Annotated in this window: 14 protein-coding genes and 1 other RNA gene; 9 read left to right on the top strand and 6 right to left on the bottom strand. The window is 48.2% G+C overall.

The window, feature by feature from the left end:
• Positions 1-246 precede the first annotated feature (246 nt).
• The 6 genes from pyk (at position 247) to U5L07_04180 (ending at position 7,039) form a co-directional block, all read left to right on the top strand.
• Positions 247-1,659, top strand: coding sequence for a pyruvate kinase (gene pyk / locus U5L07_04205; protein MDZ7830934.1), 1,413 nt, complete (start codon positions 247-249; stop codon positions 1,657-1,659).
• Between the two features lie 516 nt (positions 1,660-2,175).
• Entirely contained in the window at positions 2,176-2,535 is a 360-nt protein-coding gene (locus tag U5L07_04200) for a transcriptional regulator (protein MDZ7830933.1), read from the top strand.
• A 344-nt stretch (positions 2,536-2,879) separates the two neighbouring features.
• On the top strand, positions 2,880-3,614 hold the full coding sequence (locus U5L07_04195) for a TrkA C-terminal domain-containing protein (protein ID MDZ7830932.1): 735 nt from the start codon (positions 2,880-2,882) through the stop codon (positions 3,612-3,614).
• Positions 3,615-3,994: 380 nt separating this feature from the next.
• Complete coding sequence (locus U5L07_04190; GenBank protein MDZ7830931.1) at positions 3,995-4,891, top strand: C-GCAxxG-C-C family protein; 897 nt, start codon at positions 3,995-3,997, stop codon at positions 4,889-4,891.
• 580 nt (positions 4,892-5,471) lie between these two features.
• Positions 5,472-6,455, top strand: a complete 984-nt coding sequence (locus tag U5L07_04185; GenBank protein MDZ7830930.1) for an HTH domain-containing protein — start codon at positions 5,472-5,474, stop codon at positions 6,453-6,455.
• Positions 6,449-7,039 carry a hypothetical protein gene (locus tag U5L07_04180; protein MDZ7830929.1) on the top strand — a complete coding sequence of 197 codons (591 nt, stop codon included), beginning with the start codon at positions 6,449-6,451 and terminating at the stop codon, positions 7,037-7,039. Before U5L07_04185 ends, U5L07_04180 begins: the two co-directional genes overlap by 7 nt.
• A gap of 11 nt (positions 7,040-7,050) precedes the next feature.
• Here the strand turns inward: U5L07_04180 and U5L07_04175 are convergent, their stop codons facing one another.
• Positions 7,051-7,566 carry a hypothetical protein gene (locus tag U5L07_04175; protein MDZ7830928.1) on the bottom strand — a complete coding sequence of 172 codons (516 nt, stop codon included), beginning with the start codon at positions 7,564-7,566 and terminating at the stop codon, positions 7,051-7,053.
• A gap of 202 nt (positions 7,567-7,768) precedes the next feature.
• Entirely contained in the window at positions 7,769-8,938 is a 1,170-nt protein-coding gene (locus U5L07_04170; GenBank protein ID MDZ7830927.1) for a Fic family protein, read from the bottom strand.
• Positions 8,939-9,272: 334 nt separating this feature from the next.
• Here U5L07_04170 and U5L07_04165 point away from each other — a divergent pair, with 334 nt between their 5' ends.
• Both U5L07_04165 and U5L07_04160 read left to right on the top strand, forming a co-directional pair.
• Positions 9,273-9,389: a type II toxin-antitoxin system RelE/ParE family toxin gene (locus U5L07_04165; protein MDZ7830926.1), complete on the top strand. Its 117-nt coding sequence runs from the start codon at positions 9,273-9,275 to the stop codon at positions 9,387-9,389.
• Positions 9,390-9,400: 11 nt separating this feature from the next.
• The gene (locus U5L07_04160; protein MDZ7830925.1) at positions 9,401-9,715 is read left to right on the top strand and encodes a HigA family addiction module antitoxin; all 315 of its coding nucleotides are present in this window, start codon (positions 9,401-9,403) and stop codon (positions 9,713-9,715) included.
• A 40-nt stretch (positions 9,716-9,755) separates the two neighbouring features.
• Here U5L07_04160 and ssrA read toward each other — a convergent pair.
• From ssrA to U5L07_04140, 4 genes are all read right to left on the bottom strand, one after another.
• Positions 9,756-10,111, bottom strand: a transfer-messenger RNA (tmRNA) gene (gene ssrA, locus U5L07_04155).
• A gap of 99 nt (positions 10,112-10,210) precedes the next feature.
• On the bottom strand, positions 10,211-10,672 hold the full coding sequence (smpB, locus tag U5L07_04150) for an SsrA-binding protein SmpB (GenBank protein MDZ7830924.1): 462 nt from the start codon (positions 10,670-10,672) through the stop codon (positions 10,211-10,213).
• A 35-nt stretch (positions 10,673-10,707) separates the two neighbouring features.
• Complete coding sequence (gene ptsP / locus U5L07_04145) at positions 10,708-12,468, bottom strand: phosphoenolpyruvate--protein phosphotransferase (protein MDZ7830923.1); 1,761 nt, start codon at positions 12,466-12,468, stop codon at positions 10,708-10,710.
• Positions 12,469-12,750: an HPr family phosphocarrier protein gene (locus U5L07_04140; GenBank protein ID MDZ7830922.1), complete on the bottom strand. Its 282-nt coding sequence runs from the start codon at positions 12,748-12,750 to the stop codon at positions 12,469-12,471.
• 235 nt (positions 12,751-12,985) lie between these two features.
• On the opposite strand from U5L07_04140, the gene U5L07_04135 reads away from it, so the two are divergent.
• Positions 12,986-13,678 carry a TIGR00730 family Rossman fold protein gene (locus U5L07_04135; GenBank protein ID MDZ7830921.1) on the top strand — a complete coding sequence of 231 codons (693 nt, stop codon included), beginning with the start codon at positions 12,986-12,988 and terminating at the stop codon, positions 13,676-13,678.
• Positions 13,679-13,690 lie beyond the last annotated feature (12 nt).

The following is a 13,690-nucleotide window of genomic DNA, read 5'->3' as shown; positions in this document are numbered from 1 at the left end:
TGCGGGTTGTTTAAACAGACTTCTTCAAATTTCGAAAATGTTCATATGCACATAAAGGCGACCTGAAGCTTGCCCCTACACTGGGTGATGCCATTATTATAAAAATACCAATGAGTTATCTTAATAGCAGAGACAATGTAGCGGAAGCCTTTAGGCTTCCATAATGGATGGCAAAATCAAATTTGATGAACTTGAGCAAAACCATTAAACCCGATTCAACCAACCGGAGCCGCAAAAGTGTCACAGATGAAAAAAACAAAAATTATTGCCACCATTTCAAGCAAACAATGCGATCCGCCGTTCCTTAAGAAACTCTATGAGGCGGGCATGGATGCGGTTCGGATGAATACGGCCCACCTGAATATGAAGGAAGCTTCTCTCATCATCGACAATGTCCGGGCCGTGTCAGACCGCATTCCCATAATGATCGATACCAAGGGCCCCGAGATGCGCACAACCGAATGCGCGAATGACATCCCGGTCCGGACCGGGGAGACGATCTGTTTCAGGGGGGACAAAGACGGCGAAACCACGCCCGAGTGCGTTTGCGTCAATTACGACGGTTTTGCCGAAGAACTCTCCCCGGGTGACCGGATACTGATCGATGACGGGGATATCGAACTATCCGTGCTCACCAGGGATCCGCACGGATTGACATGTGAAGTCCGAAACGACGGGTTAATCCGGGGGCGCAAAAGCATCAATCTGCCCGGTGTGAAAATCAGAAACCTGCCGTCGCTCAGCGCCAAAGACATCGAATTCGTCAAGTTTGCCGCGGACAGGAGTGTCGAATTCATCGCACACTCCTTTGTGCGCAGAAAGGAAGACGTTCTTGCCATCCAGGAAATCCTGGACGCGAAAAACAGCCGGATAAAGATTATCGCCAAGATTGAAAACCGGGAAGGAGTGGACAATATTGATGAAATCCTGGACCATGCTTACGGCGCCATGATCGCCAGGGGGGATCTGGCTATTGAAATCCCCGCCCAGCAGATTCCGCTCATCCAGAAAAACCTGGTCAAAAAATGCATCGAGCGCCGCAAGCCCGTAATTATCGCCACCCAGATGCTCCAGTCCATGATCCACTCCCCCCGTCCCACCCGCGCCGAGGTATCGGATGTGGCCAATGCCTGCCTGGACGGCACTGACGCGGTGATGCTCTCCGGGGAAACCGCCAGCGGCAAGTACCCCCTGGAATCCATCCAGATGATGGCCACCATCGCCGATGAAATTGAATCAAGCCGGAATACCTTTCTCAACACCCCCTATGAAACTGAAAACACGATCACCAGCTACCTGGCCAAAGCCGCTGTAAAAGCTTCCATGCGACTTAATACGCGGGCGCTCATTGCCGACACCATCAGCGGCCGAACCATCCGGAGCCTGGCCGCCTATCGCGGGCTGAACCCGGTTTTCGCCCAGTGCTACGACCAGCGCGTCAAGCGCGAACTGGCAATTTCCTATGGGGTCCATGCCAATTTCATGGAAACGGACCTGACCTCCCACGAGTTTCTCCAGACCGCCCTGATCCGGCTGCTGCGGGAAGGCCATTTCAACGGTGACAACCTGATTACGGTGCTGGCCGGCAATTTCGGCTCCGATTACGGGGCCTCATTTATCGAAATCAACACCGCTGAGAATATGCTCAAACGGAAGTAAGGTCCAGGCAGCGGCAGGGCTCCCCGGTTGCCTTGTGGAGCCGAAAGCCGACCCGCACTTCCAGGCGTTTGTGGGATACCCATCCAGGATGACAGTTCCTTTATCGCAACCCGAACATAAATGCCTCTGCTTCTTTTTTTAACGCTTCATCCGGCATTTCTGCGGCCCATACATTTAAAAGATCCTTCATTATAAATAGCCCCGGGCAACCGGAATATCGCTTTCCCGATAGGCCATAATGATGCCATGGAGGATATCCCATTCGGTCTGGGCATATTCCATTCGTTTTTGCGGCGCTCTTCTGGTCTGGCCGGCCGCAGCTTAACTGCTTTTGATCCATTAAGACTTTTCTGATAATTTCTTTAACAAACTGCTTGCAGACAAAAATTATCCCTTTCTGTAAGAATCTTTTTTTAAACAATTATTGATAGGGCTTTGCCTTGACAAAATTATCAACAGATGATAATTATATTGCTAAATGAAAAACGATAAATATTCCAGCGAGGACGCCTCATTATGCCGAATAAAGTATTAAGAATTGGGATTATGCCCAGAGATCAATATAAAAAAAGAACCATCGCAATTGCAAAGGGAGAATATAAACCCAAAAAAAGTGAGCCCAAGATCTGGTTTGAATCCGTTAAATCAATGGCGCAGATACTGAGCAATGAAAATCAGGCACTTTTGAAAATTATTGCTGAACAAAAACCAAATTCTCTCAAAGAGCTTGAAATGATATCCGGAAGGAAGAGCAGCAACCTTTCACGCACTTTAAATACAATGTCTCGATATGGGATTGTGGAACTAAGAAAGAAACAACGAGCTGTTAAGCCGATCGTAAAAGCTACCGAATTTAGAGTTGAATTCAGATTGTAATCGTTTTGAAAGTGAGGTGTCAGATAAAAGCGTTGAAACGCTGTCCAGACGCCTTAGTGCCAGTAATGCCCGGTCGAACTTGTTTCGAAGTTCCGGCGTCCTTAAGAGCAAAGTCCCATTCCTGCCTTGATCTTTACAAGAGGCTTTTCATAAAATTTGCAACCAATATTTCTGCCAATGAAGGGGGGAGAATTTATGGGGGTTTATAAAAGCCAGCAGGAGTTTGAAGCGATTTTGTCCAAGTTATGGGATAAAATTTTGGGGAAAAATCCGGGGACAGTTTACTGATTTTTCCATTATAAATGGGTATGCTGTCCTGATTTCCAAAAGGCTAATTTTCGCCCATGATCGCTATTATTTCATTACTGCTTGTTGTGTTGCTCTCCATCATCGTCACCCGGGTTGCCTCTATTGCGCTCACCCACACGGGGATATCCCGGGAGGCTGCGAGGTTTCAGGCGCGATCCGCATTCACCGGCTCAGGCTTCACCACCAATGAATCCGAAATGGTGGTGAATCATCCCATTCGCCGCAGAATTGTATTGATTCTGATGCTTCTGGGAAATGCAGGCATTGTCACCGCGGTCTCCAGCCTCATCCTCACGTTTGTTCACACCGGTGAAGGCTCCAGTTTAACGCTGCGGATTATTGTTCTGGTTACGGGTTTGGTCGTCCTGTGGAGCTTTGCATACAGCAAATGGGTCGATCAAAAGCTTTCAACCGTCATTGACAAAGCACTTAAGCGGTTTACAAGATTGGATGTCACTGATTATGCCAGCCTGCTGCATTTGGCCGGGGAATATCGGCTTGCGGAGATCAAGGTTCAGGCGGAGGACTGGCTCTCCGGCCAATCCCTTCAGGAGTCGCGCCTGAGTGAAGAGGGCGTATTAATACTGGGCGTCAAAAAGCCGAATGGCAGATATATCGGAACCCCCATCGGCAGCACCCAAATCGCGCCAAATGATGTTCTCATCGCTTACGGTCGGATCGGCCTGATTAAGGAACTGGATAAACGAAAAAAAGGAAAAGAAGGGGATAAAAAGCATCGGGCAGCGGTTGAAAAACAAAAGCAACAATAATTTCAATTCTCGGTTTTTCTGCGCTCCTTCTCCTCACAATACCGCTCCACCTGCTGCACCGCCTGTGAAGACCACGGGCCGCGCTGGCCGATGAACAGGTGGTCGTCTTCTTAGCGACATGGCCTGATTTTGACCTAAATTGAGGGATTTAGTGGACACTTTTTTTAGAGTGGAATAATATAATCCACAAGGAGGTGTTCAATGAAAATGAAGGTCAAAAACAAACCACCGAACGATTTAGATTCATTTTTATCAAAACTTTAGCGAGAATAAATTGGAGAAATCCGCCAATGTTGCTTTTCAAACAGAATCTTCAGAAACTGAAAAACAGTTTCAGACTTTTATGGGCGTTGAACTGATCGCTGGCAACACTTGAAGGAGTGCAGGATGCAGTCCATGAAAAAGATGATATTGTATTGATGGCCGCGACCGGCCTGGAAGGCGGCTGCGTGGCAAATGGCTCCACCTGCGGCATAGCATCAGGGGGAGCGCTTGGCATTGCGTTAATGAACGATCATCATTTGAAAAACAATGGCAGTTGTGCGGAAGCCGCCGTCCTTAAATCCGTAGGCAGCTATATGGATTGGTTTCATGACACCTACAGCACAACTCAATGCCGGGAAAGAAATAAAGTTGATTTTCACAGTGTGACCGGGCAGCTGAAATATTTTTTTTCCGCCCGTAAAATTATCAGGTGCATGTTAATGGCAGGCGGCGCAATGAATTACCTGACATTGAATCATAACAACAGACTCTCCGACACCGATATTAATAGCCATGATGGTTGCCCCCCTTCCTGTCACTGCGCCCGGGACGTTCTTTCGCTGGTTCGTAAAAAAACAGGGGTCGGAAATGATCGACTTGAAAGACTGTCCCTTGTTTTCGATGGCGGTATTGGCCTAAGTGGTGGTCTTTGCGGGGCTGTGGCGGGATCGATCCTGGCCATTAATCTGATTCATGGATTTAATCTTCGGCATATGGGTTACACTTCCAACGTGAAAAAGTTTTTCACCGGCCACATTAATTTAATAAAAAAAACGCCGGGCAATTCAATTGACTCGTTTTCCATTGGAAAAGAGATGGTGAATCAATTCAAAAAAACCGCTGGTTCCATTGAATGCAGCCAAATTACGGGGCAGCATTTCGATTCTATAGAAACCTTTAACCAATATATCGAAGCTTCCGAAACATGTAAAAATCTTATTCGCCTCTCTGCCGATATAGCCGCAAGGGCTATTGAAAACAACAGAGGGCTCAACCAAAACCTTTATATATGACCTGAATTGAGCGATTCATTTTTTTAAAAATTTGAAACGCTCAATTTAGGTCATAGTTACAATAGTGCGTCAGCGATATTTTTTTGGGTTGCTCCCACCGCCAATAATGATTTGATCAAAAGGTCCAGTGAAACGGTCGGACTCCTTTCTCTATTTTCGCCACCCTTGACTGACTTGAGTTAAGTATTTTTGCCAATTGGATTTGGGTCATTTTTCTTTGGAAGTATTCCCCCCCGGGCTCACGCCCGGGACCGAGCTTAAAAATAACTTTAAAGGCACTGAGGCACGGTAAATTTGTTCTGTCTATTTTTCAGGCGGGCACGGTGGCCCGCCCTACGAATGGGGAAAACCCGATTCATCGTAGGGTCGGCCACCGTGCCGACCATAAATTCTTGATTTCATTAACCTAATACCTAATACCCAAAACCTAATACCCGTGAAGTTACTTAGAAGAAATTCACAAGTTCCGATGTATCTTTCATGCAAATTGTTTTAAACAATTTAGTAACATATTTTTTGCATAGTAACGCAACTTATGTTAGCGTGCAAAAAAAATGTTACTATAAATAGGGGCTTAACCATGAGAGATCTCCTTAAACGCTGCAAACGTTATTTAAATGATGCTTTAGGCATCCAGGTGGCCTTTTCAAAGCACAAAAAAACCGGCTCGCTCCCTTTTTTTCTCCACGATCACTATGACTTTTATGCACTCAATCTGCTGGGAAAAGAATTTGTTGCGCTGGCTGCAAAAAACGGTGATGACCTGACCCCGGCCAAAATACAGAAACATATCCACCTAGTTAGCGAAAAGCTTCAATTACAGGCTATTTTTCTCGGGGGAAGCATTTCCTCCTTTAATCGGCAACGCTTGATTGCATATAAGGCCCCATTTATCATTCCGGACAACCAGATGTATCTGCCGGATCTGGCCATTGATTTAAAAGAACATTTTATTAAGGCCCGGTCAAAGACTGAAAGATTAGGCCCTGCGGCCCAGGTTGTGGTGCTTTACGTCCTGTTGAATCCGGACGTGGATGCCGTGACGCCCAAGGAATTGGCGGATAGATTGGATTATTCAACGATGACGATGTCGCGCGCAATTGATGAAATCGAAGCAGCGGGTCTGGCTGATGTGTCTTTAGAGGGTAAGCGGCGGGTGGCGCAATTTGATAAAAACCCTCGCCAACTATGGGAGGCAGCATTTGATTACTTGAAAACGCCGGTAAGAAAAAGATTGTGGATAAATGGTTCTAAAAACATCGACTTGCTGATAGCCGGGGAGTCTGCACTGGCCAAATATTCCATGCTGACGCCTCCCAAACAGCCGATATATGCCATTTCATCAAAAAATTGGAAGGTTGTCCAAGATATAATGCCTGTTACGATTTCCCCATATCCCGAGGAGGCGGACTTTCAGTTGGAAATTTGGCGTTATGATCCGAAAATGCTTGCAAACATAAAGACAGTAGATCCTTTGTCCCTGTATTTAAGCTTACAGGAAACAGAAGATGAACGGATTGAATCAGCCTTAGAGGAAATGATGGAGAAGAAAGTGCAATGGTAAGGGGCATCAACCGGTTCCGGGATTATTTCAAGGACCATTCGGATAAATACGTTATGATCGGGGGGACCGCCTGCGACATTGCCATGAGCCGGATGGGGCTTGATTTCAGAGCCACCCGGGATCTGGATATTGTTTTGGTTGTTGAGGCGGTGGATGCGGGATTCGGCAGTCTTTTCTGGGAGTTTGTCAAAGAAGGGCAATACCAAAACAAGCAGAAAAGCACGGGCAAATCGTTGTTTTATCGGTTTGATGCGCCAAAAGACGAGACCTTCCCGTATATGCTGGAACTGTTTGCCAGAGAACCGGATATCCTGGAGTTGTCACCGGACAGCCACCTGACGCCGATTCCGATAGATGAGCAGGCCTCAAGCCTGTCCGCCATCCTGTTGGATGATGACTATTATGATTTCATTATCAGCGGCAAATCTCTGGTAGACGGTCTTCCCCTGATATTGCAGGAATATTTGATTCCGCTGAAAGCAAAAGCCTACCTGGATTTATGGCAGATCAAAAATGACGGCGGCAGAATCGACAGCAAGGATTTGAAGAAGCACAAAAACGACGTGTTCCGCGTTCGGATGTGATTTTATGGCCGTCATTTGCTGAGCCTGCGTTTGATTTCTTTGGTTGCCAGTTCCCGCTCTCTTGCCCGTCCGCCCCTGATTGCATCAACCAGTACAAGGAGTTCATATAACGCTTTATCATTTCTGGCGGCTTTGGGGACGGATTTATACAATGGGGAAAAGGATGAACCCCGCGCTTCGCCCATCGGATCCGGCCATACGGGTTGCGGCTCATCCGTTCCGGAAAGAAGGGCCTTTAACGGGTCCACTGCATAAATCGTTGGCATGCCGCGCGTCATTTCGCCTCGTTCCGGAACGAAGACATATTTTATGCCGTGAATAATAAATTCTTCGAGAGCACTTCGGTTGACTTGAATATTGTCGTTAATGGAAGCTGCCAGGTGCCCCCTTAATGCGCGTTTAACAGCCGCATGTACTTCTGACGGGCTCATGCCGAGGTCCACTGACAGTTGATTATACGTCCACTGCGCCTCTTTTATCGCAACAAGCTTGAGCATGACGACAATGTCTTGGGGTTTTAAAAGCATTGTTCTTGATCCATAAGTTTTTTGTTTTCTATTCGCGATTCGCGAATTATGAATAACTGGCATCATCCTTAATGTCAACAAGCTTTTAAGAAACAGCGGCACAGGTGTTTAAAATTAAGCGGATATCTAATGAGGCATTGAAGTGATATTGGGCTCAGCAGAAAAACGGGCTGAGAACAGATTTGTGCATTAGCCCCCTGCATCACGTATCAGGGAGCTCAGTTCCCCGATTCATAACCTCAACGTAATCGGTATAGCTGAACAGCCGGTTTCGTTTCCGCTCGGTTAGTTCCCGCACAATGCCAATACGCACTAAATGATCCAGGGACTTATTGACCGTTGCCGGGGTGAGCCCGGTTTCCTCGACCAACCAGCCCGATGTCGCAATTGGATGCTTCATCAATGCATGGTGGACGGCCAGGGCGGAGCTTGCCGCACGACCAATCCGACTGATTTTCATGCGGTTCTGATTTGAGAGATTGACAAGCAGTTGGGCCGTTTCCACAGCCTGGGCAGCCGTCACAATAATTGCCTCAGCAAAGAAATCCAGCCATGCTTCCCAGTCGCCAGATAATCGGACGCCATCCAATAGCTCATAATAATACTGGCGGTGGGCTTTAAAATAGAGGCTTAAATAAAGCATTGGCTCCTGCAATACTTTATGTTCGCATAGGAGCAGCGTGATAAGGAGACGCCCAAGCCGGCCGTTGCCATCAAGGAAGGGGTGAATTGTTTCAAACTGCAAATGGGCCAGTGCCGCCTTGAGCAGCACCGGCGTCGCTTCCGGCTGATCATGCAGGAATAGTTCGAGTTTGCCCATACACTCAAGTACCTGCTCTGCCGGCGGCGGAACAAAAACAGCATTCCCTGGGCGGGTGCCGCCAATCCAGTTCTGACTGCGCCTGAACTCACCGGCTTCGTTATTGCTGCCTCGTCTATTTGTCAGCAGCACCCTGTGAATTTCCCTGATTAACCTGAGGGATATTGGAAACCCACCCGCCAGGCGGTTCCGACCGTAATCCAGGGCCGCCACATAATTGCTGACTTCGCGCACGTCATCCAGGGGTACGCCCGGTTCCTGGTCCAGTTCAAACAGCAGCAGATCTGAAATTGAGGCCTGGGTCCCCTCGATCATGGAGGAAAGCACCGCTTCTTTTCTGACATACATATACAGGAAAAGGGAGGTGTCAGATAAGAGAGTTGAAACGCTGTCCAGGCGCCCTATCGCCAGTAATGCCTGGTCGAACTTACTTCGAAGTTCCGTCGTCCAGTTGATTGGCGGGCGCGGCGGTAGCGGAGCAGGGATGAAGGCCTTTGCCTTTTCGCCTGTTGTAAATATGTCAACATATTGACCTTGCAGTTTTCTTTTCATGGGCCTGGGGACAAAACTTAAAATAAGATTGATTTTTATTTTAGGATAAAACTTTAAGGTAAAATAAGATAGGCGAGGTAAAAAGGCAAGAAGAATTCAATATTTGCGGGATGGCTTGTAAAATCCTTCGAGAATGAAAGCAAATCGGCAAAATTGGGCGCTATAGTTAAATTTGTATTGTTGACAATTGTCACGTGACAAATTACAATGAATTCATGATAAAAACATTCGCTGACAAAGAACCCCAAAAAATTTATGTTAGCGGAAAATCCAAGCGATTGCCTGCTGTTTTGATTAAACGAGCCGTAAGGCGCCGCCAAGCAACCGCCTTCATATGTTAAAAGGGGACAGGGAAGGGCAATTCTCAATATCCATAAATGACCAGTGGCGGATTTGTTTTCGTTTCTTTGAAGGCGATGCGTATGATGTGGAAATAACTGATTACCATTGAGGAGAAAAGCAATGGGGATTAATAATACAATAAAGCGAGAAATACAGCCTACACATCCTGGCGAAATGCTACGTGAAGATTATTTGCCGGATTATGATTTAAATGCGACTTCACTTGCTAGAGCTTTAGGCGTATCCCGGCAAACAATTAACGAGCTTCTCAGGGAAAAACGTTCTGTTTCACCATTGATGGCGTTAAAGCTGTCCCGACTATTTGGAAATTCTCCGGAATTTTGGTTGTCCGCCCAGCATGCAATAGATTTGTGGAAAGCCGAGCAGGATTTTAAAAAAGAACTGTCGACTATTAATCCGCTAAATGCTGCTTGAATGGAAAGATAGATTATCCAGCCTTGTAACGTATTAAAAATGGTGGAGGCGGCGGGAGTCGAACCCGCGTCCGGCAACATTCCACAATGGCGTCTACATACTTAGCCTGAATTTTGAATTTCGCCTTTCAAGTCTCCTTCAGGCTGGATGCTTGATCGGCTAGCCTGTTAAATTTCGTCGGTCCTGATACAGGCAATCAGGATCGACTATCCTGCTAGTCGACGCCCAGCTCCGGGTCTGCAGGAGAAGACCCGGAAGGACGCTAGCTGCCTCTATGCAGCTAGTGCGTAGTTATAGTCGTCTGCGTTTGTGTTTAAACGCTGCCAGTTTTACGAGCCAGCAGACCTCGGTATGCAACCATTGTTTCCGTGTCCCCGTCGAAGCCGTTTCGCCCCCAAACAAGACATGAAACAATGAAAGGATTAATCAATTACACCTATATATTAATGATGCGCTGCGGGTTTGTCAACACATGTCGGCATTGCTTGCGCGCGGCTAGTGGCGGTATTTTTTTTCCCGGTCCATCTCTCTTTTAAGATCGCGCTCTTTAATGGCCTCCCGCTTGTCGTATTTACGCTTGCCGCGGGCCAGGGCGATTTTAACTTTGGCCTTGCCGTTTTTAAAATAGATCCGAAGGGGCACCAGGGTAAAGCCTTTTTCACGGACTTTGCCGATAAGCCGTTTTAATTCGGATTTATGCAGCAGGAGTTTTCTGGGGCGCAGCGGCGCATGGTTGTCGTAATACGCAAAGGGGTAGGGGCTGATATGCACCTGATACAGATAGAGTTCCCCGTTTTTGATATTCGCGTAAGCGTCTTTTAAGTTGGCCCGGCCTTCCCGCAGGGATTTGACCTCGGTTCCCCGAAGCACCATACCCGCTTCAATCTCGTCATCGATATGGAATTCATGGCGGGCTTTTCGGTTTTCTGCAATAATTTTGATATGTTCATTATCCATAGGGGTTGCGGTCTATATTTATATGATTTTAATTTTTAGCCAAACTTTTCAGTCAAGAGGTCGCCGTAGGTTTCCTGGATCAGCTGCATGGTGTCCAGGGCGGATTTCTGAGCGCACACCTTTTCAATAAATTTCTGCGCATCCGCCGCATTGATTTTACGGATCATGTTTTTGATCATGGGGATGGACTGCGGCGCCATGCTCAGTTCTTCAAATCCCAGCCCCAGCAGCAGCGGCAGGTTGATCATTTCTGCGGCCATTTCCCCGCAAATGTAGACCCGGATGTTTTTTTCATGCGCCGTGTCCGCCACCATTTTGAGAAGCCGGATAACCGCCGGGTGCAGGGGGTTATAGAGATCCGCCACATGCCGGTTGACCCGGTCAATGGCCAGGGTATACTGCACGAGATCATTGGTGCCGACGCTGAAAAAGTCCACCAGTTCGGCCAGTGCGTCTGCGATCAGCGCGGAAGAGGGCACTTCAATCATCACCCCGATTTCTATATCCCGGTTAAAGGAATAGCCTTCCCGGCCGAGTTCCTCGGCTGCCTGATTCAGCAAATCAAGTGTTTCGCGAACTTCCTCGCAGCTCGATATCATCGGCAGCAGCAGGCGCACATAGCCGTGGGCGGCGGCCCGTAAAATGGCCCGAAGTTGAGTCTTGAAAACATCGGTTTTTTTAAGGCAGAACCGGATCGCCCTGAGGCCCAATGCGGGATTGGCCTCATCCGGCGTGGGCACGGCGGAGATTTGTTTATCCCCGTTGATATCCAGTGTGCGGATGGTCACCGGCTTGGGGGCCATCAGCTCGACCACTTCCTTGTACTGCTCAAACAGCTCTTCTTCCCCCGGGTATTGGGACCGGTTCAGGTACAAAAATTCGGTCCGAAAGAGGCCGATGCCGTCGCCGCCGTGATCCCTGACCGCCACAATTTCCTCGGGCTGCTCAATGTTACCCATAATGCCCAGCCGAAGGCCATCGGAGCTGACTGCCGGTTGATAGCTGGTCCGGATGGCATCGGCTTTTTGCGCTTCATACTGCTTGCTCAGTTCTTCATACCGAAAGAGCGTCTCCTCGTCCGGATCAACAATAACCACGCCCTTGTTGCCGTCAACAATGATAATATCATCGTTTTCGATGACTTCCGTGGCATTTTCCAGACCAAGGACCGCCGGGATTTCAAGGGTGCGGGCGATAATACTGGTATGCGAGGCTTTGCCGCCCCGGTTGGTGATAAACCCCTTAATGCGCTCCAGCTGGATCTGGCTGGTTTCGGCCGGCGAGAGGGTATTGGCCACCAGAACCACCCGCTTGTCGATATTGGAGATGTTTAAATCCTGGGCGCCCACGAGGTTCCGCATGATGCAGTCGGAGACATGCTCAACATCCGTGGACCGGCTTCTTAAATACGGATCCGATATATTGGCGAACATGGCCTTGGCCCGGGAGGTGGCCTCTTTTAATGCCCATTCGGCGTTTACCTTCTCGGTTTCAATAATCTCGATGGCCTTGCCGTAGAGCATTTTGTCTTTATGCAGGAGCATGTGGGTTTCAAGGATATAGGAATGGTGTCTGAGGTCCTCGGGAAGCCCCTCAATTACCTGGGCCAGCTCGGTTTTGGCCTTTTTGACGGCATTTTTAAACCGCGAGATTTCGTCTTTGGTCTGGTCTTCGCTGATGTAGTATTTTTCGATTACATCAACGCCCTCGCGGTCGACCAAATAGGCTTTGCCGATGCAGATGCCCGGTGATCCGCTAATGCCGTTTAATATGATTTCATGCTCTCTGGGCGCCATTTACTCCCCGAATCCGGATTTAAAAAGCTCGTAGAGTTTGTTCAAGATTTCCGCGTCTGCCGGATCTTCAATTTGAAGGGTGACGGTTGATCCCTCTAAGCAGGCCAGTGAGAGGATGTCGATGATGCTCGAGGCGTCCACGCATTGATCATCTTTCGTCAGCCAGACATTGGATTGCGCTTGGCTTGCCAGTTCGGCGATCATGGCCGCCGGCCTGGCATGAAGGCCGAGTTCATTGGTAATCGTCACATCTTTTGCGAGCTGCTTTTTTAAATCATTCATATTTTTGATTATTTTCAGGACTATAACTCGTAACAAATACCATGCGGATGGCATTTTTGTCAAACTAAATCATTGACAATATTTAAGGGGATTGCTAACAAAAACAGTTCTGGTTTATTTTCAACTTATTGATTTATAATTGGATTTTTTTGTTAAGCGGCGCTATGCCAAACAGCATCGTTATTTACGGCAAATCCACCTGACCGTTTTCCAGAGCGGCCCGGGGCGCGTATGTATGGAAAGTAAAAAAATGGATAAAATGAATAAAACCCCTGAGAGGCATCAGTATCTGATCGATGAGTTCAAGCTCGGCGAATCCTGGCGGGTGTTCAGGATTATCGGTGAATTCGTCGACGGCGTGGATACCCTGCATGATGTGGGGCCGGCGGTCAGCATATTCGGTTCCGCCCGCATGGGCGCGGACTGTCCGCACTACCAGGCCGCGGTGCGAATGGCGGAAATGCTGGTGGAAAACGGATTTGCCGTTATCACCGGCGGGGGCGGCGGCATTATGGAGGCCGGCAATAAGGGGGCGGCCCAAAAAGGCGGGGCCTCGGTGGGGCTCAATATCCAGCTGCCCATGGAGCAGCAGCCCAACCCCTATGCGAATGTAAAGCTTGAATTCAAGTACTTTTTTATCCGCAAGGTCATGTTTGTCAAATATGCCATGGCCTATATTATCATGCCGGGCGGATTCGGTACGCTGGATGAGCTGTTTGAGGCGGTCACCCTTATTCAAACCCGCCGGATTAAGCCCCTGCCGGTAATCCTCTATGATTCCGCATACTGGTGCGGGCTGATCGAGTGGATCAAGTGCCAGCTCCTTGAAAATGCCATGATATCCCCGGTGGATCTGGATATTCTGAAAATGGCGGATTCGCCGGAAGAGGTCATCGCCATTGTCAAGGACACGGTCCCCGAACCTTAAGAGAGTATCGAT

It is taken from the genome of Desulfobacterales bacterium, assembly GCA_034520365.1.
Taxonomy (GTDB): Bacteria; Desulfobacterota; Desulfobacteria; order Desulfobacterales; family Desulfosalsimonadaceae; genus M55B175.
Note: the sequence above shows the minus strand (reverse complement) of the source record. Positions and strands in the feature narration are given on the sequence as shown.

Coding starts and splice junctions, on each gene's coding strand:
- U5L07_04200 (MDZ7830933.1), top strand. CDS start 2,176: ATGCCGAATAAAGTATTAAGAATTGGGATTATGCCCAGAGATCAATAT.
- U5L07_04175 (MDZ7830928.1), bottom strand. CDS start 7,566: ATGCTTTTAAAACCCCAAGACATTGTCGTCATGCTCAAGCTTGTTGCG.
- U5L07_04160 (MDZ7830925.1), top strand. CDS start 9,401: ATGGGGATTAATAATACAATAAAGCGAGAAATACAGCCTACACATCCT.
- U5L07_04195 (MDZ7830932.1), top strand. CDS start 2,880: ATGATCGCTATTATTTCATTACTGCTTGTTGTGTTGCTCTCCATCATC.
- U5L07_04165 (MDZ7830926.1), top strand. CDS start 9,273: ATGTTAAAAGGGGACAGGGAAGGGCAATTCTCAATATCCATAAATGAC.
- U5L07_04135 (MDZ7830921.1), top strand. CDS start 12,986: ATGGAAAGTAAAAAAATGGATAAAATGAATAAAACCCCTGAGAGGCAT.
- U5L07_04180 (MDZ7830929.1), top strand. CDS start 6,449: ATGGTAAGGGGCATCAACCGGTTCCGGGATTATTTCAAGGACCATTCG.
- U5L07_04170 (MDZ7830927.1), bottom strand. CDS start 8,938: ATGAAAAGAAAACTGCAAGGTCAATATGTTGACATATTTACAACAGGC.
- pyk (MDZ7830934.1), top strand. CDS start 247: ATGAAAAAAACAAAAATTATTGCCACCATTTCAAGCAAACAATGCGAT.
- ptsP (MDZ7830923.1), bottom strand. CDS start 12,468: ATGGCGCCCAGAGAGCATGAAATCATATTAAACGGCATTAGCGGATCA.
- U5L07_04185 (MDZ7830930.1), top strand. CDS start 5,472: ATGAGAGATCTCCTTAAACGCTGCAAACGTTATTTAAATGATGCTTTA.
- smpB (MDZ7830924.1), bottom strand. CDS start 10,672: ATGGATAATGAACATATCAAAATTATTGCAGAAAACCGAAAAGCCCGC.
- U5L07_04140 (MDZ7830922.1), bottom strand. CDS start 12,750: ATGAATGATTTAAAAAAGCAGCTCGCAAAAGATGTGACGATTACCAAT.